The 25,507-nt window shown below is 37.3% G+C and carries 17 protein-coding genes; all 17 read right to left on the reverse strand.

The annotated features are described in order from the left end of the window. Positions 1–6: 6 nt before the first annotated feature. Positions 7–4,272: a DNA-directed RNA polymerase subunit beta' gene (rpoC, locus tag J2Y40_RS14240; protein ID WP_153395813.1), complete on the reverse strand. Its 4,266-nt coding sequence runs from the start codon at positions 4,270–4,272 to the stop codon at positions 7–9. 122 nt (positions 4,273–4,394) lie between these two features. Then, complete coding sequence (gene rpoB / locus J2Y40_RS14245) at positions 4,395–8,216, reverse strand: DNA-directed RNA polymerase subunit beta (protein WP_153395815.1); 3,822 nt, start codon at positions 8,214–8,216, stop codon at positions 4,395–4,397. 669 nt (positions 8,217–8,885) lie between these two features. Next, a complete protein-coding gene (locus J2Y40_RS14250) occupies positions 8,886–11,480 on the reverse strand; it encodes a T9SS type A sorting domain-containing protein (RefSeq protein ID WP_309999634.1) in 2,595 nt (864 codons plus the stop codon). A 36-nt stretch (positions 11,481–11,516) separates the two neighbouring features. Further along, positions 11,517–12,698, reverse strand: a complete 1,182-nt coding sequence (locus J2Y40_RS14255) for a hypothetical protein (protein WP_153395819.1) — start codon at positions 12,696–12,698, stop codon at positions 11,517–11,519. A 120-nt stretch (positions 12,699–12,818) separates the two neighbouring features. Further along, entirely contained in the window at positions 12,819–13,271 is a 453-nt protein-coding gene (locus J2Y40_RS14260; RefSeq protein ID WP_153395820.1) for a hypothetical protein, read from the reverse strand. Between the two features lie 326 nt (positions 13,272–13,597). Beyond that, positions 13,598–13,966, reverse strand: a complete 369-nt coding sequence (rplL, locus tag J2Y40_RS14265; protein ID WP_072997912.1) for a 50S ribosomal protein L7/L12 — start codon at positions 13,964–13,966, stop codon at positions 13,598–13,600. Between the two features lie 46 nt (positions 13,967–14,012). Next, positions 14,013–14,609: a 50S ribosomal protein L10 gene (rplJ, locus tag J2Y40_RS14270; protein WP_153395822.1), complete on the reverse strand. Its 597-nt coding sequence runs from the start codon at positions 14,607–14,609 to the stop codon at positions 14,013–14,015. A gap of 18 nt (positions 14,610–14,627) precedes the next feature. Beyond that, positions 14,628–15,320, reverse strand: a complete 693-nt coding sequence (gene rplA, locus J2Y40_RS14275) for a 50S ribosomal protein L1 (protein WP_153395824.1) — start codon at positions 15,318–15,320, stop codon at positions 14,628–14,630. Positions 15,321–15,331: 11 nt separating this feature from the next. Next, positions 15,332–15,775, reverse strand: a complete 444-nt coding sequence (gene rplK / locus J2Y40_RS14280) for a 50S ribosomal protein L11 (protein WP_153395826.1) — start codon at positions 15,773–15,775, stop codon at positions 15,332–15,334. A gap of 238 nt (positions 15,776–16,013) precedes the next feature. Further along, positions 16,014–17,621, reverse strand: coding sequence for a zinc-dependent metalloprotease (locus J2Y40_RS14285; RefSeq protein ID WP_153395828.1), 1,608 nt, complete (start codon positions 17,619–17,621; stop codon positions 16,014–16,016). Then, positions 17,618–18,370 (reverse strand): hypothetical protein, encoded by a 753-nt coding sequence (locus J2Y40_RS14290; protein WP_153395830.1) that lies wholly within the window; start codon positions 18,368–18,370, stop codon positions 17,618–17,620. Before J2Y40_RS14290 ends, J2Y40_RS14285 begins: the two co-directional genes overlap by 4 nt. Positions 18,371–18,541: 171 nt before the next feature. Next, positions 18,542–20,170, reverse strand: coding sequence for a T9SS type A sorting domain-containing protein (locus J2Y40_RS14295; protein WP_153395832.1), 1,629 nt, complete (start codon positions 20,168–20,170; stop codon positions 18,542–18,544). Between the two features lie 143 nt (positions 20,171–20,313). Beyond that, complete coding sequence (locus J2Y40_RS14300; RefSeq protein ID WP_153395834.1) at positions 20,314–21,870, reverse strand: LuxR C-terminal-related transcriptional regulator; 1,557 nt, start codon at positions 21,868–21,870, stop codon at positions 20,314–20,316. 168 nt (positions 21,871–22,038) lie between these two features. Further along, the gene (locus J2Y40_RS14305; protein ID WP_185151973.1) at positions 22,039–23,274 is read right to left on the reverse strand and encodes a glycosyltransferase family 39 protein; all 1,236 of its coding nucleotides are present in this window, start codon (positions 23,272–23,274) and stop codon (positions 22,039–22,041) included. 175 nt (positions 23,275–23,449) lie between these two features. Continuing rightward, positions 23,450–24,118 carry a hypothetical protein gene (locus J2Y40_RS14310; protein ID WP_153395838.1) on the reverse strand — a complete coding sequence of 223 codons (669 nt, stop codon included), beginning with the start codon at positions 24,116–24,118 and terminating at the stop codon, positions 23,450–23,452. A gap of 6 nt (positions 24,119–24,124) precedes the next feature. Next, entirely contained in the window at positions 24,125–24,772 is a 648-nt protein-coding gene (locus J2Y40_RS14315) for a hypothetical protein (protein WP_153395840.1), read from the reverse strand. Positions 24,773–24,782: 10 nt separating this feature from the next. Then, the gene (locus tag J2Y40_RS14320; RefSeq protein ID WP_153395842.1) at positions 24,783–25,397 is read right to left on the reverse strand and encodes a hypothetical protein; all 615 of its coding nucleotides are present in this window, start codon (positions 25,395–25,397) and stop codon (positions 24,783–24,785) included. Between the last annotated feature and the right edge of the window lie 110 nt (positions 25,398–25,507).

Consider the following 25,507-nt stretch of genomic DNA (forward strand, 5'->3'; position numbering starts at 1 on the left):
TTAATTTTAGTTAAGGTCTTCGAATTCTTTCTTAGAACCTACGATAACATTCTGGTATTCTTTAAGACCTGTACCTGCAGGAATTCTGTGCCCTACAATTACATTTTCTTTAAGACCACCAAGAGCGTCTACTTTACCAGCTACTGCTGCTTCATTAAGAACTTTAGTCGTTTCCTGGAACGATGCTGCAGACATGAATGACTTCGTCTGAAGAGCTGCTCTTGTAATCCCCTGAAGTACAGGTGTTGCTGTTGCAGGAAGAGCTTCTCTTACTTCTACTAAGGCCTGATCTTCACGTCTCAGTTTAGAGTTTTCGTCTCTTAATTCTCTAGCAGTAATCATCTGACCTGGTCTGAATTCTTTAGAATCACCTGCATCAACTACTACTTTAAGACCGAATACTCTGTTGTTTTCTTCCAGGAAGTCATACTTATGCTCAAGAGCTCCTTCAAGGAATTGAGTATCACCTCCATCCACGATAGATACTTTAGTCATCATCTGTCTTACGATGATTTCGAAGTGCTTATCGTCAATTTTTACCCCCTGAAGACGGTAAACTTCCTGAATCTCATTTACTAAGTATTCCTGAACGGCTGTTGGGCCTTTGATTCTTAAGATGTCGTCCGGAGTAATTGAACCGTCAGAAAGTGGTGAACCAGCTCTAACGAAGTCATTCTCCTGTACTAAGATCTGGTTAGATAATTTAACTAAGTAAATTTTTCTTTCTCCAGTTTTAGCCTCAACGATCAATTCACGGTTACCTCTCTTAATTTTTCCGTAAGAAACGACCCCATCGATTTCAGTAACAACCGCTGGGTTTGAAGGGTTTCTTGCTTCGAATAATTCGGTAACTCTCGGAAGACCTCCGGTGATATCCCCTGCTTTTGCAGATTTTCTTGGGATTTTAATTAGGACTTTACCAGCCTTAATTTTCTCACCATCATTTACCATTAAGTGGGCACCTACCGGTAAGTTGTAAGCTTTCTGCTCAACTCCTTTAGAGTCTACCACTTTCAGTGTAGGTACGGCTTTCTTATTTCTGGATTCAGAGATTACTTTCTCTTCAAATCCTGTCTGTTCGTCAATCTCCAATTGGAATGAAATACCCTGGATAATATCCTCGTATTCTACCTTACCTGAAGTTTCAGCAATAATTACCGCGTTATACGGATCCCATTTACAGATTGTATCTCCTTTTTTCACTTTATCACCTGGTTTCACAGCTAATATAGATCCATAAGGTACGTTAGCTACCATTAATGGAGTTCTGGACTCATTATCAGCAACTAATCTGAATTCTGTTGAACGGGAAACTACAACCTCAGCTGTATTACCGTTTTCATCTTCAGAAGTAATGGTTCTTACTTCATCCATTTCAACGATACCGTCTCTTCTTGCAACGATAGATGGGTTTTCCGATACGTTTCCTGCAGTACCCCCCTGGTGGAAAGTTCTCAACGTAAGCTGAGTACCTGGTTCCCCAATTGACTGTGCTGCAATTACACCTACCGCTTCTCCCATGTGGATCACTTTACCTGTTGCTAGGTTTCTACCGTAACATTTCGCACAGATACCTTTCTTAGCTTCACAAGTTAATGGTGAACGAACCTCAACTGCTTCTAATCCGGCTTCTTCAATTCTCTTAGCTAATGCTTCGTTGATTACCTGATCAGCTTCAGTGATTAATTCATCACTTTCAGGATCATAGATGTTATGAAGAGATACTCTACCTAAGATTCTTTCAGAAATCTTTTCAACGATCTCGTCATTTTTCTTAAGGGCAGTAACTTCTGTTCCTCTCAGTGTTCCACAGTCGTCTTCTGTAACGATAACGTCCTGTGCAACGTCTACCAATCTTCTCGTTAAGTAACCAGCATCGGCTGTCTTAAGAGCGGTATCCGCAAGACCTTTACGGGCACCGTGGGTAGAGATAAAGTACTCTAGAATCGAAAGACCTTCCTTAAAGTTCGCAAGGATCGGGTTTTCGATGATCTCCGCTCCGGTAGACCCGGCTTTCTGCGGTTTCGCCATCAAACCTCTCATCCCTGATAACTGACGGATCTGTTCTTTAGAACCCCTCGCTCCAGAGTCAAGCATCATGTATACAGAGTTGAAACCACCTTGGTCGGTTTTCATTCTGCTCATGATCATTTCAGTTAATCCGGCGTTGGTGTTTGTCCAAACGTCAATTACCTGATTATAACGTTCTGTATCGGTGATTAGACCCATGTTATAGTTGGCTCTAATTTCGTCTACAGTTTCAATTGAAGTAGCAATCATCTGCTTTTTCTCAACAGGAACTACGATATCCCCTAGTGAGAATGAAAGACCTCCTTTGAATGCGTTTGAATATCCTAAGTCTTTCATTGCATCAAGGAACTTCACCGTTGTAGGGAAATCTGTATCAGCAAGGATCTTACCGATAACGTTTCTCAATGATTTCTTAGTTAAAAGTTCATTGATATATCCTACCTGCTTAGGTACGATCTGGTTGAATAAGATTCTACCTACAGAAGTTTCGATTAATCTTGTTACGATTACTCCATCTTCTTTAATAGGAAGTCTACATCTTACTTTAGCATTTAAAGACACTCTCCCTTCAGCATAAGCGATTTCCGCTTCTTCAGGAGAATAGAATGCAAGACCTTCCCCTTTTACTTTCATATCTTCTGTAGAGCTCAATTCTTTAGTCATGAAATAAAGACCAAGAACCATGTCCTGAGAAGGTACTGTAATTGGAGAACCGTTTGCAGGGTTCAGGATGTTCTGAGAACCTAACATCAATAACTGAGCTTCAAGGATCGCTTCTGGTCCTAACGGTAAGTGTACCGCCATCTGGTCACCATCGAAATCGGCGTTGAATGCTGTTGTTACTAACGGGTGAAGCTGAATCGCTTTACCTTCGATCATCTTAGGTTGGAAAGCCTGGATACCCAGTCTGTGAAGGGTAGGTGCTCTGTTCAGTAGAACAGGGTGACCTTTCATCACGTTTTCAAGGATATCATATACTACAGGTTCTTTTCTGTCGATGATTCTTTTTGCAGATTTTACTGTTTTTACAATACCTCTCTCGATTAGTTTTCTAATGATAAACGGTTTGTAAAGTTCAGCTGCCATATCTTTAGGGATACCACACTCGTGAAGCTGTAAGTTTGGACCTACAACAATTACCGAACGAGCAGAGTAGTCAACCCTTTTTCCTAGTAGGTTCTGACGGAAACGCCCCTGCTTACCTTTCAATGAATCTGAAAGTGATTTCAATGGTCTGTTTGATTCAGATTTTACTGCAGAAGATTTTCTTGTGTTATCGAATAATGAATCTACAGATTCCTGAAGCATACGCTTCTCGTTTCTCAAGATTACTTCAGGAGCTTTGATCTCCAATAGTCTCTTCAAACGGTTATTTCTGATAATAACTCTTCTGTAAAGGTCATTTAAGTCAGAAGTCGCGAAACGTCCTCCATCCAATGGAACCAATGGTCTTAGTTCTGGCGGGATAACAGGAAGTACACGCATGATCATCCACTCAGGCTTGTTGATCATTCTTGTATTAGCACCTCTTAATGCTTCTACAACGTTCAATCTTTTTAAAGCCTCAGTTCTTCTCTGCTTGGAACCTTCGTTGTGAGCTTTGTGTCTTAAATCGAAAGACAACGCATCAAGATCGATTCTTTTTAATAGATCTTCTACAGCTTCAGCACCCATTCTGGCGATGAATTTGTTTGGATCAGAATCATCAAGATACTGGTTTTCCACAGGAAGAGTTTCCATGATATCAAGGTATTCTTCTTCTGTAAGGAATTCCATATTTTCAAAATCGGAACCGTCTAATTTTTTAGCAATACCCTGCTGAATCACTACATATCTTTCGTAGTAGATGATCATATCCAATTTCTTGGAAGGAATTCCTAAAAGGTAACCGATTTTGTTTGGTAAAGAACGGAAATACCAGATGTGAGCAATTGGAACAACAAGATTGATGTGTCCGATTCTCTCTCTTCTTACCTTTTTCTCAGTAACTTCTACTCCACAACGGTCACAAACGATTCCTTTATAACGGATTCTCTTGTATTTACCACAAGCACATTCGTAATCCTTTACCGGACCGAAGATCTTTTCACAGAATAACCCGTCTCTTTCAGGTTTGTGCGTTCTGTAGTTAATAGTTTCCGGTTTCAGAACTTCTCCTCTGGATTCCTGAAGAATGGATTCCGGTGAAGCTAAACCGATGGTTATTTTATTAAATCTACTTGATTTATTTTTATTTGACATAATTTTTTTTAGATTTTAGATTTCAGATTTCAGATTTCAGACGAAATCATCATTCCAAATTCAAGGATTATAAAATTTTTAGAGTGTCATAGTCTGACATCTTGTGTCTGACATCTGATATCTTACTCCTCCAATCTTACGTCTAATCCAAGACCTTGTAACTCGTGAAGCAATACGTTGAATGATTCCGGAATACCTGGTTCAGGCATAGATTCACCTTTTGCAATCGCTTCATAAGTTTTCGCTCTACCAATCACGTCATCCGATTTCACGGTAAGGATTTCTCTAAGGATGTTGGATGCTCCGAATGCTTCAAGAGCCCAAACCTCCATCTCTCCAAATCTCTGACCTCCGAATTGAGCTTTACCTCCTAACGGCTGCTGAGTAATTAATGAGTAAGGTCCAATAGAACGTGCGTGCATCTTATCGTCAACCATGTGACCCAGTTTCAGCATGTAGATGATACCTACAGTAGCTGCCTGAGTAAATCTTTCTCCGGTACCACCATCATAAAGGTGAGTGTGACCGAATTTAGGAAGACCTGCTTTCTCTGTATACTCCGTAATCTGATCAAGACTTGCTCCGTCAAAGATTGGTGTAGCAAACTTCAATCCTAATTTCTGACCAGCCCATCCAAGAACTGTTTCATAAATCTGACCGATGTTCATACGTGAAGGTACCCCTAGTGGATTCAATACGATATCTACTGGTGTTCCATCTTCAAGGAACGGCATATCTTCTTCACGAACGATTCTTGAAACGATACCTTTGTTACCGTGACGTCCTGCCATTTTATCTCCTACATTCAGTTTACGTTTCTTAGCGATGTAAACCTTAGCCAGCTTCATGATACCTGCAGGAAGTTCATCTCCGATTGAAATAGCAAATTTCTCACGGTTTTTAACCCCTTGAATATCGTTGTACTTGATTTTGTAGTTGTGAATTAATTGTTTGATTAATTCATTTTTATCAGCGTCAACTGTCCAGTCTGAACCGCTAACGTTTACGTAGTCTTCCACTGAAGTTAATAACTTGTGAGTAAACTTCACTCCTTTACCGATAATTTCCTCATCAAGGTCGTTTTTCACTCCCTGAGAAGTTTTACCGCTTACCAGCGTATTTAATTTTTCAATTAAAGTGTTTCTCAACTCGTCAAACTTAGCCTTGTAAGTGTTTTCAATTTCTTCAAGTTTAAGTTTTTCTTCAGTTCTTTTCTTTTTGTCTTTAATGTTTCTGGAGAACAATTTTTTGTTGATCACCACTCCTCTTAATGAAGAATCAGCTTTTAATGATGCATCTTTTACATCACCTGCTTTATCACCAAAGATTGCTCTAAGAAGTTTTTCTTCAGGAGTTGGGTCAGATTCACCTTTTGGAGTGATTTTACCAATCATGATATCTCCAGGCTTCACTTCAGCACCGATTCTGATCATACCGTTCTCGTCAAGATCTTTGGTAGCTTCTTCAGATACGTTTGGAATATCTGCTGTAAGCTCTTCCATACCTAATTTGGTATCACGAACTTCAAGAGAGTATTCATCTACGTGGATTGAAGTAAACCAGTCTTCACGTACCACTTTTTCGTTGATTACGATCGCATCCTCGAAGTTGTATCCTTTCCAAGGCATAAATGCAACCACCAGGTTTCTACCAAGAGCCAATTCTCCGTTTTCAGTAGCATAACCGTCGCAAAGAACCTGTCCTTTTTCTACTACATCACCTACTCTTACGTTTGGTCTTAGGGTAATGGTAGTACTCTGGTTGGTTTTTCTGAACTTGGTTAGGTTATATGTTTTAGTAGCAGACTCGAATTGTACTAAATCTTCGTCTTCACTTCTTTCATATTTAATAGTAATCTTGTCAGCATCTACATATTCTACAGTACCTGTACCTTCAGCATTGATTAAGATTCTTGAGTCTTTCGCAACTTGTTGTTCCAGACCTGTACCTACGATTGGAGCCTGTGGCTTCAACAATGGAACGGCCTGACGCATCATGTTGGATCCCATCAATGCACGGTTCGCATCATCATGCTCCAGGAATGGAATTAACGAGGCGGAAATACCGGAGATCTGGTTAGGAGCAACGTCGATAAGGTTAACCTGGGCAGGTTCAACTACCGGGTAATCGCCATCCAGTCTTGCAATAATTCTGTCTGTTAAGAAGTCACCGTTATCACTTAATTCAACGTTTGCCTGAGCAATTACTTTGTCTTCTTCATCTTCAGCATTAAGATAGATAGGATCAGCGTTAAGATCAATCTTGCTGTCTTCTACTTTTCTATATGGCGTTTCGATGAAACCAAGTCTGTTGATTTTAGCATAGATTCCTAAAGATGAAATCAAACCGATGTTTGGTCCTTCCGGAGTTTCAATCGGACAGATTCTTCCGTAGTGAGTATGGTGAACGTCACGAACCTCGAAACCTGCTCTTTCTCTTGATAAACCACCAGGCCCTAGTGCAGAAAGTCTACGCTTGTGCGTAATTTCTGATAGCGGGTTGGTCTGGTCCATGAACTGAGATAGCTGGTTGGTACCAAAGAACGAGTTAATTACAGATGTTAATGTCTTAGCATTTACAAGATCAAGCGGAGTAAAGATTTCATTATCTCTAACGTTCATTCTCTCCTTGATTGTTCTTGCAATTCTTGAAAGACCTACACCGAACTGTCCTGCTAACTGCTCTCCAACCGTCTTGATTCTTCTGTTAGAAAGGTGGTCGATATCATCAACCTCAGCTTTAGAGTTTACAAGTTCGATTAAGTGTCTTACGATAGCAATAATATCTTCTTTTGTAAGAACCTCAGTTGTAGTAGGGATGTTAAGACCTAACTTTTTGTTTAGTCTGTAACGTCCTACTTCACCTAGAGAGTATCTTTGCTCCGAGAAGAATAATTTTTCAATAATTCCTCTTGCTGTTTCCTCATCTGGCGGATCTGCGTTTCTTAACTGACGATAAATGTACTCTACAGCTTCTTTCTCAGAGTTCGTAGGGTCTTTTTGTAATGTATTCTGGATGATAGAGAATTCGTTACTGTTTTCTTTGTGAATCAGGATTGATTTCACCCCAGCATCAAGAATAAGATCTAAGTGTTCTTTTTCAAGAATTGTTTCTCTGTCCAAGATGATTTCGTTTCTTTCGATAGAAACTACTTCACCTGTATCTTCGTCTACGAAATCTTCGAACCATGTGTTCAATACTCTCGCTGCCAATGTTCTTCCCTCTACTTTTTTAAGTGCTGCTTTAGAAACTTTCACTTCTTCAGCAAGATCGAAGATCTGAAGGATATCCTTATCAGATTCATAACCGATCGCTCTTAATAAAGTTGTTAATGGTAACTTTTTCTTACGGTCGATATACGCGTACATTACGCTGTTGATATCGGTTGTAAATTCCATCCAAGATCCTTTGAAAGGGATAATTCTTGAATAGTAAAGCTTTGTTCCGTTAGCGTGGTAAGTCTGTCCGAAGAATACACCAGGTGAACGGTGTAACTGCGTAACGATAACTCTCTCTGCACCATTGATGATGAAAGATCCACTAGGCGTCATGTACGGAACCGGGCCTAAGTATACATCCTGAACTACGGTTTGGAAATCTTCGTGTTCAGGGTCTGTACAATACAATTTAAGTCTTGCTTTAAGAGGCACTGAATAAGTCAATCCTCTTTCCACACACTCATCAATTGAATAACGTGGAGAATCTACCAGATAATCCAGGAATTCCAATACGAACTGGTTTCTGGAATCAGTAATCGGGAAATTTTCCTGGAAAGTCTTGTACAAACCTTCGTCTGTTCTGTCTTCCGGAAGAGTATCAAGCTGGAAAAACTCTCTGAAAGACTCAATCTGGATGTCCAGGAAGTCAGGAGTGATAATTTTTCCTTTAGCTGAAGAGAAATTAATTCTCTGATTCCCCCTAGTTGTTGCTGTTGTTTTACTCATAAAACTTTTAAGAAAGGGTTAAAAAATATTTTGATTAATTACAAAAATATCAGAAGAAAGTAAAGAAAAAGAGGCTGGAGAAAAGAAAAAGCAAGAAAATTTTGGCGCAATGATCAGGTCTTTATTCTTTATTCTCAATTCTTTAAGTCTTTATCCGACTTCTAACTGCAACGCTGGTATATCTTTTCACAGCGTAATGCAAAATATTTTTATTACTTTTGAGGCAGAGATCGCCGCAACATCTATATACACAAAATCCCCTTCATTTTAATGAAAGAGGTGATATTCAATATTTTATAGATATACAAACAATTATTCGCGCCAAAAGAGGGACAAAGGTACAAAATATTTTCCGCGTGAACAAATAAAACCACTTCAAAATGAAGTGGTTAATATTTTAAAACTTTTATCTTACTGTTTCCAGAAGGTACATGCCTATCCGTTGAAAACTGCTAATAATTTTGTTGTGGTATCATAAACCATCATACTTGGAGGCGGGGTTAAATCAACAAATATTTTATACATTATTAAATTACTCCAATACCATCTACGCTTAAAACCCTCAAAGCATAATTCTCAAAATACTAAACAATCAACAAAACAAAGAAACCACTCTTTCGAGTGGTTTCCTTTCATAAATAAATTATTATAAGTGAAAATATTTTTTTGTTATTTTACAATTACTTTATAAGATTTTACAGTTGATTTGGTTTCTATTTTGATGATATAGATTCCTTCAGGTAATGAAGAAGTACTAATCTCTGTATTTCCGTTGAACTGACCCGTTTTAATCAGCTGTCCCTGAGCAGAGAACATTGTATATATACCACCTTCTTCTGATTTTATATTAAGGTTTTCACCGGATTTTACAGGGTTAGGATAAATTTTAGCATCGCTGGAAGCCTCTGTAATTTCAGCACCTATCGCTTTACTTGTTTTCATCTGTTCGTTTTTCAGCAGAGTCGCATAAGGGGAAAGCGGAGAATTTGGAGCTCCTCTTCTTACAAGATCCGTATCTACCACAGCCTGAATACCATCTTTGTCCATATCGTTGATTCTGGAAATAAATCCACCACCAAGATCATCCAGGTTATCTTTTCCGATAGCGTACAGATCATATTGTGAACCATTGGAAGTAATATCAAGGAAATCAGGTTTATCATCACCATCTGTATTTTTAATCTGATATTTCATCACTCCGGAATCAGGATATGTCTCCAGAATATCAGCAATACCGTTTTGTCCTACTGCTATATTACTATCGATAATACCGTTACGATCAGCATCAATCTGATTGATCACCGAGATAGGAATACCTGACTCAAACAGATCCAGTATACCATCGTTATCGGAATCAAGATCACGGTAATTAGGAACTGAATCACCAAGAACCGGAACAACTAATAGATCTCCTTCCAGATCATCGTTTTCAAATTTGCCATCATTATCAGCATCTTCTATTGAATCCGGAATACCGTCATTATCAGAATCAAGATCACATGCATCTACAATTCCGTCACCATCTGTATCCAGTGTAGGTGATTTGTCGTTTACAACTGTACAGCCTTCTGCGCAGTCAGGAATACCATTACCATTATTATCAATGCTATCATTCCCGTTCGGACATTGGTCAAAGCAGTTCGGCACTCCATCATTATCATCATCTCTGCTCGCAAAAGCATTGTAAATATTATAGCTCTGAGGAAGACGCACAGCTGTACCGCTGTTAAAAGTCACTTTAATTCTGTTAAAAGGTTTTGTTGCTTTTCCTCCTACATAAAACTTATTGGAATTTGTAGTAAAAAAGTTTCCACTGATCAGACTTCCCGTGCTGGTAAAGGTATCCGTCTGGGTATTTCCGTTATACAATGTTACTGTGATATTTTCCAAAACACTTACCCCGATCAGATTAGCAGCTTTTTCCAGAGTAAATCCGGCATAGGTATTGGCAGGCATCACACTATTGGTACTTACCGTGGCATAAGCCGAGAAGATACTGAAAATGGAAGCTGCCGGAATAGTTGCTGTTGCATAATTAGACGGATTGTTATCTACAATATTCCCTGAATTGCTCATTTTTGCAAGAATAAGCCCTAAGAATCCAGGTCCGGACGTCCAGCTGGTTCCTGTTACCAGATTTCCCGGGACTGCGGAACCGCTTGTCTGGATTTTATCATCACAGTCGCAGGCTACAGGCTCTTCGAACGCATAATATACTTTTAAAGAACCTAGATTCACGCCTAATGTCTGCGTTATTTTCAAGCGCACTTCATTAAATGGCTTGGTTGTAGTAACCGTTACTTTTTGTTTTCCTGATCCAAATCCAAGCACTTTAATATTGATAAGACCTCCACCATCAGATAGTGTTCTGGAATCCTGAAGCTGGCCATATAAATACGTTTCAACGGTAATGTTTTTTAAGAATTCAGCACTTAAAAGCTTTCCTTCATCATCAGGAGAGATCACAAATCCGGTTCTGTTCCCGGCAGGATACACCTGATTTTTATCTAATACTCCTACAGAATATGATCCTAAAAGTCCGGCAGGAAGTACAATTGAACCGTAAGAATTTTTATCTCCATCCCCTATTCTTTCTCTGTTCTGAACAAATGAAAGTGGTGCAAGGAAACTGCTGCTTCCGGAAACATTTCCGTCTACTCCGCTTCCCGCAATGATATCATCACAAATTCCATTCGTATCAACAGGCACTTTAGCCGGATCGAATGCAAATGCATAATATACATTCATTGCACTGAATATCGAAAGTACATTGGTCTGATATAACCTTACCTCATTAAATTCTTTTGTCGTCTTAAAATGCAGGAAAATTCTGTTCTTATTTCCTCCGAATGCAGGAACCGAAAGAAGTGTACTGCTGGTAGTACTCTCCTGAAGGACTCCATTTTTATAAGTACTGATTTTCAATGAACTTAAAAGATCTACGGTAATAAAGCTGGTTCCCAGATCTACATTAAAACCTGTAATATATCCTGCTGGATAGGTAACATTCGTATTTTTTACAGATATACCGTTTCCGCTAATCAGAGAGGCAAAGTTCCCCATGCTTACTTTATTGTCCAGATCTGCGTCTATTACAGGATTCATGTTCCCGTTATAACATGCAAGGCAAATTCCTGAATTATTAACAGGTTTTGCTTCTACCCCCATCCCGCGGATAGGCTCATAGCCTTGTTGTGCAAATGCGATGGCAGACATTACTACCATCAGCATCACAGCTAATTTCTCGAATAATTTTCTTGTCATTTTGTTTATTTTTATTTAAAATTGTGTGTGTTTCTATTAAAGGTTCTGCCATACATAAGTGGAAGCTCCGGTTTGTCTGCATCCTACGAAATTCCCCACTGATGATGATACTTCATAAATGATAGTTCCGGCATTGGAGGCATCGCATGTAGGCCTTGGGCTGCTTGAACTAAATGTATTCGCTTTAATGAGAATCGCTTTACTTACTTCAAGATCTGCAAAATTATTCCCATTGGGTGCCATATTGATTCCTACATCAGTAGCAGCTGTTCCTACTGCACCCTGTCCTGAAAAAACATGCATTACATTACCGTACACCGACTGGTTTGAGGAAGCCTGTGCAGAAAACCCAACAGCTAAGGCATAGCCACTTCCCGAAGCCGTAGAATTGGCTCCAAAAGCCATATTGCTTATACTGGCTGTATTTCCGGTACCTACAACAAGCCCTCCGTCATTTGTATTGCTGTTTCCAATAGTAATGCCTGATGTATTGATGAGATTATTCCCATTTCCAAATATTAAAGTAGTGGCACCGGTTCCGGTATTATTGCTTCCGATAATTTTGGCACCGCTGGCGGCCGTATTTTTCATCCCAATGGCTATTCCGGGAAAATTTGCAGCCTGTGCTGAAACGGTATTATCCCTTCCAAGAGCAACATTCGAAGAGCTTGTATTTCCCAGTGTATTATTGGATCCCCATGTAAAAGAAGCATAGGGCCCTGAGGCATTCATGTTTCCACCCTGTAAAGTTCCATTAGTATCCAGAGTTCCTTTGACATTTTTATTGGTAGCCAGCACCAGATTCTGCCCATCTGCTGTTCCCAAGTAATTTCCTGTAGTGATATTCGTACCTAAGGTTGCTGCCGTGGCTGTAGTTCCTATATTTCCGGCTGTATGCCAGTCTGCTCCGAACTGTGCCCATTTCGATCCGTCGAAATAATAATATCCTGGTGATAAAACCGCTACAGTCTGCCCACCAGGATTAGTATCTGCCGCCGTTACATATACAATAGCCCCTGTCTGAGCATTGGTATATGTTTTTAATCTCAGCTGATCTCCAGAAAGCCTTGGAGCAATAACTCCGTCTAATTTACCAGCTATGGCTGGAAAGCCGGTAACATCAAGGCTCGCTTTCGGATCATTTGTATTGATTCCTACTTGTGCGATTGCCCAAGAACTTAAAGAAAATGCTGCGATCGTAAATAATTTGCTTTTCATTTTTTTAGTGATATTTGTTGTTTTTTTTGTGTGTTTTTATAGAATATAGCGTCGAAAAACCTTTCCCTACTTGGGAAATGAATAAAGTATAAAAAAGCAGTAAGAAACTGCCGGATCAGGTTAAGAAAAAGATTTATCCGGAATTTTAACGATAGATATAAAACCTTTTGACTGTTTGAGATCTGCTGTAAATAATATATCAGATCTTAAATATTGTGTGGTTTCAGCATTTATTTTTAATCTTATTCCATATAACGGAATATCGTCGGAAAAAAAATATTTTGGGAATTCAGAAAAATGACGATAAGTAAGTTTTGAAAAAATATTTTTGTTTAAAGAAGATAAGAAACTATAAGTATAGGGTACAAAGAAAGAGTGTTTCAGATTATGATCAAAATTCACCTTATCCTTCAACTGATCAAATCCAGAAAGCAGGTTATTTTTCACACCGCCTCTCTGACTGTCTTCATCTGAAATACTATAAGATGTACCGGAATAAGAAAATAATGAAGCTGACCATTTTGAAAATGGCTCATGCTCTATATTTAGATTTCCTATAATCAATGCTGCCAATATGCCTATCGAACAGAATGCAATATGATTACAGAAAAGAAGATAATTTCTTTTCAAGTGAGTGTGTTTTTTTCAGTACAAATATAATAAATTTTCAACAAAAACAATATTTTAACAATTATTTTTCACTAAAAAGTTATTTCTATAAAAAAATAATCAATTAATTATGTTAAATAATACTGAATCGATAAAAATAATTAAATACCGTCGGTTATCCTGCAATGATATTTAAATATAATTACCTATAAAACACCTACATGGGATATGAAGAACACAAAAAAAGCCTGAGTAAAATACTCAGGCTTATTATTTTATAGTAAAATGAATTATTTCAATTCTACTTCAGCACCAGCTTCTTCAAGTTGCTTCTTAAGAGCTTCTGCTTCGTCTTTAGAAACACCAGTTTTGATTGGAGCAGGAGCACCATCTACGATGTCTTTAGCTTCTTTAAGACCAGCACCAGTTAAATCTTTTACTAATTTAACGATAGCTAATTTAGAAGCACCTGCAGACTTAAGAATTACGTCGAATTCTGTTTTTTCTTCAGCAGCTTCACCTGCACCACCTGCAGCAACTACTACAGCAGCAGCAGCTGGCTCAATTCCATACTCATCCTTAAGGATAGCAGCTAATTCGTTTACGTCTTTTACTGTTAAGTTTACTAGCGTTTCAGCTAAATTTTTTAAATCTGACATTGTTGTAATGTTTTTGTTGATTATTTATTTAATTTCTTGAGTGTAATTATTCAGCACTTGGAGTTTCTTCCGTGCTTTCTGCAGCAGGAGCTTCTGGAGCAGCCTCAGCAGGGGTTTCTTCTACAGCAGGAGCAGCAACCTCTTCAGTTGTAGCTTCTACAGCTTCAGATTTGTTTTGAAGAGCAGAAACAACTCTTTGAATTGGAGACTGAAGTAATCCGATGATTTCACCGATCATTTCTTCTCTAGACTTGATGCTTACTAAAGTATCAAGATTGTTATCACCAATATAGAAAGTTTCTTGAACAAAAGCAGACTTCAATGCCGGCTTCTCATCTTTCTTTCTGAAATCTTTGATTAATTTCGCAGGAGCATTTGCTGTCTCAGAAATCATAATCGCAGAGTTTCCTTTGAAAGACTGGAACATTTCAGAGAAATCTACTCCATCAATCTGCTCCATTGCTTTTTGTAAAAGTGTATTTTTAACTACTTTTACTTTGATATTTTGTTTGAAAGCCTGTCTTCTGAAGTCAGAAGATTTTGCAGCGTTCAATCCTTCTAGATCTGCTACGTATACTACTTTTGCATCCTGAAGCAAGTCTTTGATCTCTTGTATTGCTACAACTTTTTGGTCTTTTGTCATTGTCTTAAGGATTTAATATTAGTTAACAGATTTAGTATCAATTGCAATACCTGGGCTCATTGTAGAAGACAAGTAGATGCTTTTCACATAAGTTCCTTTAGCAGCAGTTGGCTTCATTTTGATCAATGTCTGGATTAATTCCTGAGCATTTTCTTTGATCTTAGCAGCATCGAAAGACACTTTACCAATACCGGCATGGATAATACCATACTTATCTACTTTGAAATCAATTTTACCAGCTTTTACTTCAGTTACTGCTTTACCAATTTCCATAGTTACAGTTCCTGATTTAGGGTTTGGCATTAAACCTCTTGGTCCTAATACTCTACCTAATGGTCCTAATTTACCCATAACAGCTGGCATAGTAACGATAACGTCAACATCAGTCCAACCGTCTTTGATTTTTTGAAGATATTCATCAAGACCTACATAATCAGCACCAGCTTCTTTAGCCTCTGCTTCTTTATCTGGAGTTACTAAAGCTAATACTTTAACATCTTTACCAGTTCCGTGAGGAAGAGATACTACACCTCTTACCATTTGGTTTGCTTTTCTTGGATCTACTCCTAATCTTACAGCGATATCTACAGAAGCATCAAACTTTGTAGTGTTCACTTCTTTTACAAGAGCTGAACCTTCTTCAAGGTTATAGATTCTTCCTTTTTCTACTTTGCTTAAAGCTTCCTTTTGCTTTTTAGTTAATTTTGCCATTTCTTTAAGTTTTAAGCGTTAGCTGGTTTAGTTCCTGTTACTCTCAATCCCATAGATCTAGCAGTACCTGCAACCATAGAAAGAGCTGAATCCAATGTAAAGCAGTTAAGGTCTGCCATTTTATCTTCAGCGATTTTCTTAACCTGATCCCAAGATACAGAACCTACTTTGTTTCTGTTTGGTTCACCGGAACCTCCTTTGATTTTAGCCGCATCCATTAACTGAATTGCTGCAGGTGGAGTTTTGATAACGAATTCAAAAGATTTGTCTTCGTATACTGTAATTACTACAGGTAAAACTTGCCCTGGCTTATCTTGGGTTCTTCCGTTAAATTGCTTACAAAACTCCATGATGTTCACACCTGCAGAACCCAAAGCTGGACCTACTGGTGGAGAAGGGTTAGCTGCGCCACCTTTCACCTGAAGCTTTACCATTTTAAAGACTTTCTTAGCCATTTTATTTTTTTTTAGTTTGAATAATTAATGAGTTTGGAAGCATTTATTATTCAGCAGGTTAATGCACTCACATAACAATAAACCTACTTTTCGGACTGCAAAAGTATAAAATATTTTTGAAATAGCAAATAATAATTATCTAAATACATGAATAAAAGTCAAATATGCAGTTAAAAAAATTACTGTCCATTTCTGAACAGTAATTAACCTTTTATGAATAATTATGTTTGTTTGCTTATTATTTTTTAATGAATTTTTCGGTGATCGTTTTATTTTTCGTTTTAATTTCCAATAAATACATTCCCGACGGAATAGACTGTACATCTATTCTTTTAGTTTGTCCTGCATGATTGATGATTCTATTTCCTGAGGCATTATAAACAGAAACAGCCAACACTTCCACATCAGTCTGAATATTAATAAAATCACCGGTAGGATTAGGATAAATTTTAAATGAATCCGAAGCAGCCGGTTTTGCTTCTCCATTCACTCTTGCTTCCGGTTTGATAACCTGATTCTCTACCGTATTTTTAGTAACCGGTAACGGAGTATTATCTGCATAAACATAGAAATACCCGTTATCTATTTTGGTATCCGGTAAAATTAGGCAGTAACCGGTTCCTTCTACTTTTATTCCATTCCAGGAAGAATCGTTGGCCGACCTTACATCAGCACCTTCAATGATCATATTGCTTCCGCTTTTGACAACCACCCTGCTCTGAGGGGCCATTATCAACTTACAGGTTACTTTTAAGCTTGAATTATTATCAATTTTCACATTGGAATAGTTCCTGAAATTAATATCCCACAGCTCATTAGAATTTACATTTAAATAGGTATTTTTAAATGAGTTTTCTGTAAAATACTGTCTTACACTGGTTACAGAAGCGGTCTGAAACATCATAGAAACATCTTCAATACTCAGATAACTATGATTTCCCGCCGAATAACTCATCAGGTTTGCACCGCAGTCGTGATGATACAGTCCCAGGTTATGCCCTAATTCATGAACCATTGCTCTTGCTCCCATATCAGAATAATACCACTGTTTTACCGTTTCCCAGGTAGGGTTGCCCAAAGCCGGGTTACCTACAGCAAACTGTTTCCTGTGAAGAAAACCATTATAGATATCCGGCCACAGCTGTCTTGATTTTGCATCAAACTGATTGGTAAACGGGAACTCAGAAGCTGCCCAGCCTAAAGGTGTCTGGCTGAAGTTTCCATTCTGGTATTCGGTATAGATCTGTCCGTTATTGGGAAATGTAATATTTATTCCCTGAGGTATAGCTGGATCATTATCGTAATAAGAATAGTAATAGGTACTTCCCGGCATTAAAATACTATTATTATCATAAGGGTTATTATTGGCCGGATTAAAACCTGTAACGAGAAAATCCCATGCAGGATCTACTTTCCAGATTTTATTGACGATTACTCTTATCTTCGTATCAGAGATCTGCTGTGTAGGATTTTCACATGTGCTATCCGGGCTCCCCAGATTGGCCAGCCGATAATTGATCATATCTACAAAACTGTTAAGAAATGCCGTATGTTCAGGATTATTCTGTTCAAAATTACCAGTTCCGTCTGGTTTGGTAGGAAAAATAAAATTCAGCTTCACATAGATAACATCATCGGTTACCTGTGGAATGTACTTCGGATTGTCATGATAATGATAGGCATACAATGAGGTATTACCACAATTCGTACTGTTTTTCTGTAATTCTGTGGGAAGATTTTTACTGCTTACATCTATTACGCAAGCTCTTGATTGAGCATCTGCCTGCTGTGATTTGAAGGTAACGAATAGATTGCATACAATTAAGAAAAAGAGAATTTTTTTCATAATTTTTGTTTTTCTAATTGCTGTATTTTTTTGTCCTGCTTTTCAAGCTTTTCATTCAGATCAATCAGATGTAATGTCAGTTCCTCTACTTTTTTCAATAAAAGGACATTCATTTCCTTTAATTCAACACCGTTTTTTACCACTTCATCTGCAGAAGGAACTTCAGGCAGGTGTTTATTTAATGTGATAAATTTCTTCACTTCATGTAAAGGCAGCAGTTTATAGCTGTCACTGAATACATAATCCGCCCAGCCATTAGCACTGGCAATTTCAACTTTAATTTTTTCAGTTTTAATTCCATCCTTCACAAATAGTCTGTAGTTATTACAGTCTGTGCACGAAGACAAACCAGCATTGTAGGCATTCACTCCCATCAGAATCTTCCCGTTTTCTCTTGCTGAAAATATAGGATACTGCCAGTTAGCTGTAGATATTGTTAAAAGTCCAACATCATTAGGCTGGCTATAAGTACTTTTAATCCATACCACATCTGTTCCGCTGTTCTTGTTTTGAGTGTTATCAATAATATCAATACCGTCTCCATCAACTGTATTAATATTGAAAAACATCCTGCCGTCAGCAATTCTGAATCGTTCAGCATTATTGGTCTTAAAGACGATGTCTTTATTATCTGTTGTACCGATAAAGTTAGTTGCGGGATCTGTACCGGAATTACCAGTTAACGACCAGTTCTGAGCTTTATTAAAAGCCATACATGACAAGAATGTCAAAAGAAAAATTTTCTTCATGTTATTAATTTTTAAGTTTAGGTTTAGTTTTATTCTATAAATTTAAATAATATTTCCCTAATTAAAGATATACTTTAAGAAAATTTAATCTGTTTTTATCCCGCAAAAAAAGAGCACTTTTCAGTACTCTTTTTCCCATTTTTATTTAAGCTCTGCATTTATTCTTTCATTTTACTTTTTAATGAATTTCAAACTTTCCTGCACTTCTTTAATTTTAAGAATATAATTGCCTTTTAAAAGATCTTTTACTTCTATTTTCCCCTGATTTATCATCCCTGATTTTACCAGTTGACCGGCTGTATTATAGATGTTAAATTCCTTATCTTTCAATCCTTCTATATGAATCACATCTACTGCCGGATTAGGATATATTCTCACAGAAGAATCTTTATCGGAAGTTTCATGAATCGCTAAATTTAAGCCTGGAAGCTTAAGGTTCTGTGCATATATTGCAGGGCTAGCATCTGTTGTTTTCTGTTCCTGAAATACAATAACCGCCTGGTTGTTTATAGGTTTTAATATGCTGGCATAGGCTTTAGAGGCAGGGAAAGTGGCAAAAGGAAGATATTGTTCAGTCCAGGCAAAATTACCGCTGCCGTCCAGCTGCACAGCGTTCAGTGAAAAACCAAGAGGTGAAGAATCTGCTTTTTTACGTACAACAAAGTAAGGCATATCACTCAACAGGATAAGTTCCCCGTAATGAAACATCGAAAGGTCATTAATAGGAAAAACCTGTTTTCCATGATCTGTAAAAAGCCTCGCTCCTGTATTTTTATCAAATTTCTGTACAAACTCCCCGTTTTGTCCCTGGCTGGAAGTACTGTAATTTGCGATAGCCCATACATAAGGTGATCCTGGAGCAAAAGCCATTTTAAGATCCTTTTCGAAATAGGTCTGATTAGTATCAAAATCCATCCCTGCTGTTCCCCATGGAAGGCTTCCGTCTGCATTAATTTTCTGTAAGTACCCATCAAATCTTGAAGATTCACCGGTGGTGTATCCATAATATACAACACCCCCGTCTGCTGCTCCGCTGTATTTTGCATTATAGGCTACAGATTTGGTAGAGATCTGTTTTGCATTGTTCCAGATAACAGCTCCATCCTGGCTGAGTTTCTGTGCAAATAAATAACTTGTTGTTCCAAAAGACATCTGTTTGTGGAAAACAATTTCAAACTGATTATCAGAGAGTTCAAAAAGATCGGCAGGAATAGTATTTTTAGCAGCGTCATCAGAAATGATCTGAACGGGATTTTCCCATACAGGCTGTCCTGCAGAGTTAAACCGTTGCACTTTTGTATATTTTTGACTTGGTGGATAATATCCTACAATAATATCTCCATTGGACAATGGCAGAATGGTAGGCAGATAGGCTTCTCCTAAATTAATTCCGTTAGGCCACATTGATGTTCCTTCAGGGGTAATTTTGAAAACATATCCTTTGGTTCCCGTTCCTGTTCCTGTAACACCAATGTAAAAATTACCGGAGGCATCTACTGCTGTTCTTTCAAAAATAGTATAAGTACTCATCGGAATCTGGTTACTGAGCATAATGCCATCATCGGGAAGCATTTTATTTCCGTTCGTATCAAGGATCTGCAGCCATAATTCGAAATTTACAGGGGAGGGAACGCTTTTCCAATATCCTATATAAGTTTTCCCGTCATTTGTTGTTGCAGCAAAGGAGGACCCGGATCCGGGATTGGTTACAAGAAGGTTTTGATCCAGTGCGGAATTCCATTGTGCTCTTCCAAAGAAGCCAATTGATGTAATCATCAAAAGAGTAAGTAGTTTTTTCATTGCGCTATTATTTTAAGTATGAAACAAAGGAAGACAATCTTCCTAAAAATCATTTAAAATCCCCCACATGCTTACCACTTCACTTTCAAAAAGCACCACCCTCTTTCCACACACATCAAAATACACAACTGATAAACAACAGTTTACATTTCATTTAAATATTGAGCCAGATCTTCCTTGGTATTGGTAAGATTTAATTTTTTACGCAGTCTGGTCCTGGAATTTTCTATTGTTTTCGGAGTAACATTCAGAAGACTTGATATTTCTTTGGTTGATAATTTAAGTTTCAGCATGGCTGCCAGCCTCTTATCGTAGTTGGTGAGTCCGGGATGCTTTTTGTCCAGATTTTCATAGAATGATTCATGAACATTTAAAAAATGATATTCAAAATCTCCCCATGAATCCTGCTTGGTGCTTAGTTTAATTTCATTAATGATTCCTGAGATTTCATTGATCTCCTGATCTCCGAATTTTGATTTAAGTACATTGATCTGTTCCAGAATAGATTTGAAGATGCCTTCTATCTTAGACTGTTCCATAGATTTATACACCAGCATTTTTTCTTTCATCTGATTGTCTATCTCCAATTCACGTTCTCTGTTTTCAATCAGTTTCTTTTCTAAGCTGAGTTTTTCTGTCTTGTTTCTGTAATTAATAAGCAGTAAAATACAGATCACCAATATCAGCAGAAGAATAATCCCGGTTACCATGTACAAGATATTCTTTTTGTCCTGCTCTATTGTATCCAGTCTTTTCTGCATTTCATAATCATGCTTTGCCTTCAGCCTTTCTACATTTACCGCTTTCTCTTCTACATTCAGTAACTCTCTAATGGAATCATACCTGCTAAATGTTTTTGCTGCCGATTTATAATCCTTATTCAGCAGGTAAGCTTTGTAAAGTGTTCTCAGATAGTTGGTCTGGTCAAAACTTACTGTATTGGAAGCAATATCTTTTTCAATTTGTTTTGCATACCATAAAGCATTTTCAGGATTTTGTGTCTGAATATAGAAATTAGCCAGATTATAGTGTACCTGATAATTTGACTTACTATCTTCGATATGATCTTTTGCTAAAATATGATCTGCTTCCAACAGATAATTTTCGGCTTTGTTAATATTTCCTTCTAAAAAATTAAGCTTCCCAAAATTTGAAAACACAAAAGCTTTTAAAACCGGATCATTATGTACTTCGAAAGCCATCAGCGCCTGTTCAAAATAATATCTTGACGAATCCAGCTTGGATAATACCAAATAAGCATTCCCTAAATTATTGAGTGATTTTATGGTTTCGGTTTCTTTTTTCTGCTTCCTGTAAAAGTTCAGCAGCTTTTTATAATAGGTAACTGCACGTCTGGTATCATTAAGCTGGGAATAGATGTAAGCAAAAACGCCATCTACTTTTGCTGTTTTTTCACCGTCTTTATCCAGAAAGATATGATAGGCTTTTGCAGCATAATCCAGTGCCATATCAAAATAGTTCATGTCACTGTAAATTTTAGCTGCTTCCAGATAAAAATTTCCTAAATCATTCTCCGAAACTATTTTCCGGGCACTTTGTATATTGAGTTCAGCTTTTGACCAGTCTTTAAATTTCAGTTCATTGGCAGTCTTCATATACTGCTCATAGCTTTTCTTATTCTGTCCTGAACAAAAGAAGACTGAAAATAATAACAGTATTAAAAGCAATGGATTTTTCATAAATCTATAATTCCGTATAAAATTATAAAATCATTTGAACAAATGATATTCATCACGAATTAGTTTAGCAGATTCTTAAACCAATTCAAGATATTACAGAAAAACTATTAAACAAAAAGATCATTTTTGAGCAAAATGATCTTTTTAATTTTTATACAGGTGCATTCATTAACTTAAATTCCCTCCCTGCTCTTTAACAGATTCTTTTTTTATATTCAGATACTTCAAAAATATAAACAGGGAAATTACAGAAGTCTCTATCCATTCAAAATCCAATTTAAATCGGATATTCGCAGCGTGTCCTATCAGATAAGGAAATGTAAATCCTGCAAATACTACCGTTAAAAACAGGAAAAGGGGTTTGTTTTTTCTGAAGAAATAGCCAAGACTCACTACGAATAGTAAATTGATCCCAATCACATACAGTTTTCTTCCGATAAGAACAGATAGTCCATTGTTATCAAAATACCGTTTGGGAACAAACCATAAACTTATAAAGTTATTAAGTCCCTTTTTTAGAGGGGCCATTTTATCTGCTTCCACAATTTTTGATACGGCCTCTTCAAAAATAGGTTCATCCGCAAATTCATTATGAACTGCAATTTTCTCTTCAATGAGTTTCTCCTCTTCTTCTGTCATGAATTTATTACCGGGCAAAATCTGATATTCGGATTCATATCCTAAAAATACATTCTGCCAAACAGGAGATTTGCTCACAATAAGCTGATCAAAAGTAAGATAGTTCCTGATTACCCAGGGAGAGTAAAGAAGTACGGCTATGAAACTAACGGTCACGCTCTGTTTTATAGATAATTTTTTATAAAAACACAAAACCAGAATCAGTACGGCCATTATAGGAACTGCCACAACCTGTGTGAGCGCTACAAGGGCTGTCATTACTGAGAAAATGATCAATTTTCTATAGATAACTAATTGTGTCCATATTATAGAGTAAAAATAAATCCAAGCTGCAAAAAGTAGTATAAACAGATTGGTTGCCTCAAGAACATTAGAATAGTAAAAATAGGCAGGAGAGAAAATAAAGAAATATGCTGCCAGAAATCCAGCTGTTTTGAAATTAAAATTCTCGAATATTTTAACAATAATTACCGGGATCACAAAATAGAATACATGCTGGATGATAACAATGCATTTCACCGCTTTTACGGTACCGAATATCTTTATAAAAAAGCTTAAAAACAATGGATAAACAGGAAGTTTATAGACAGAGCTTCCAAATCTGGACTGCATAGAGTATACGCCGTCACGAGCCAAATTTTCAGCAATGGACCAGTCTTCAAAAAACTCAGCATTAAATTTTGTATATACTGAGAAGAGAATTTTAACTGTAAGAATGAAAAGGTTTAAGATAAGGAACGTTTTCCAATTCAAGAAAAAATTCACCAATCGTATTTTTGAATTACCTAGCATATATAGATTTCTAAAAAGCAAAAGTAAAGAAAGATGGAAGAAAAACAGAAGATTTTACTCCCATTTTTTATGATGGACACGTTTAGAAAACAAAAAAAGTCATATCGTAATGTATGACTTTTAATGTAGATCGAAATCTTATTTTATATTAAAATCCTGAAGGCTTATTAATCGTTTGAGCTGAACCATCTGTTCCTCCCAGATCAGCATTTACATCGCTGATATTTTGTTTTGTGATTAATCTCTTATAAGCCATTAAATAAAGATCTACTGTAAAATTATCATAGGTTCTGGATGGAGGATTGGTATTGGTAGCAATAATCCTGCTATCAGTAAATTTTGCTTTGATATGCCATGTCCCATTGCTTTTGAAAGCGGTTACATCCGGAGAACCCTGTTTATTATCATTAATTCCGTTGTCTCCGTAATCCAGCATTACATTCGTAGAATTGTCATTCAGTTTAAATGAATAATTGTGAAGAACAACTAAGAAGTTATTGGCATCAATTTTAGTATCGTAATCTGTGATCCCGTTTCCGGAAACTCCTGTAAGGGTAAGCTTGATGTAATTAAACAATCCGCTGCTTTCCAGGGTTGGGTCATACAATTGAAGTCCGTTTTCTGAAGTTGCTAAGAAGCTTCCTCCTGTCATGGTAGGTTCTCCCGGGTTTCTCAGATACAAAGCATTTGTGTAACTTTTTCCGTTCACATCAAGAGTCTCTGTGGGCTTATCCGTTTTGATTCCTACCTTACCTGTCTGGGCATTCAAAAATAAACCCAAAGCCATTATTATAGTGATATAAATTTTCTTTCTCATATTTTTTTATTGAAGCCCCAGAGGGGTATTAGCAGAAACTCCTGAATAGATTGGCGAGGCAGAAGCCGAAACAGAACCATTGAATGTTCCCCAATCCTTGACTAATGATTTTTCGAAAACATTCAGTGTAAATGTCCATGTTCCGTTTTGTGAAGAAACAGTACCTGCTCCCTTGAAGCTTAAATTCACGGCATGGTAGTTTTTACCATTTTTTGAAAGTTTAGTAACTTCAGTAGAATAAGCTCCGTACGATTTAGGACTGGTACTTGTATTGGCAGCTGATACCGCATCAGTAAAAACAGCTCCTGTAATAGCAAGAACGTATTTATCCGCGTCTAATCCTGTATTCAGGCTAACTACTTCGTCCTGCTTCACATTTTTTAAAATAACAGTATACATATTTACAGGGGCCACATTACGAAGGGAAATATCGAGCATTTTCACTTTTCCGACAGGAGAACTGTCCTTGGAACGGGTAAGAAGCAGATAATTTCCTCTTGCCGGAGCATTTTCCGTATCTATTAAATAGGACTCAACCAAAGTTTCTCCTTCTACATCCAGCGTTCCTTTTGGGTTAGCAGTATTGATTCCAATTTGGGCTTTTATTCCTAATGAAGCAAAAGCCATACATAATAACAGGGTAATTTTTTTCATGATTGTATTTTTATTGAATTAACGGAGCTGCTGCAGCCCCTGTAGAAGAAGCTTTAAGGTCCTGTGTAGAACTTACATCTTTTGCATAGGATCTGTCAAAAACTAATAAATTAAGCGTCCATTCACCGGTAGGTAATGATGAAACCGGAGAGAATCCCTGGTAGTCTGCCTTAAGTTTCCATGTTCCACCTAAGGGATAAGCATAGATTTGGGGAACAGGTGTTACCCAATCTGTAGAAGATCTCACCGGCTGAGTAAAACCAAAAGAAGAGATAACTACAAAAAACTTTTGAGCATTAATCTTTGTATCAAACTGGTTTACCCAATCTTTATCGGAAGGATCACAAGTAATTTTAAACTGAATAAGATTGATGGGTGCAGGTGAATTAGGTACAAAGGAGTCGTTGTAAGCTGTAATTTTATTTTCCGGTGCGGGAGATTTAATAATAAAAGTATAATTCTCATTGGCACCTAGTTTTTCCATAGGCTTTTTGAAAACCATTCCAGATGTTTTCATTGTCCCGTTTACAGTCAGTTCTTTTTCAGGTGTGGTAGTATTTATGCCAACCTGAGCGTTCATAAGCACAGCACTTGCCACAAGCGCCATCGAAATAATTTTCGTCATTAGAAATGTGTGTTTATTGGTTACTTAACTTTTCAATTTTATATGATAGAACTCTGAATTAATTTATAGGCATAACAAACCCCGTACTCCTGCGGGGCATAGTATTCAAT

Origin of the sequence: Chryseobacterium sp. 2987 (assembly GCF_031456375.1) — a bacterium.
Lineage (GTDB): Bacteria > Bacteroidota > Bacteroidia > Flavobacteriales > Weeksellaceae > Chryseobacterium > Chryseobacterium vaccae.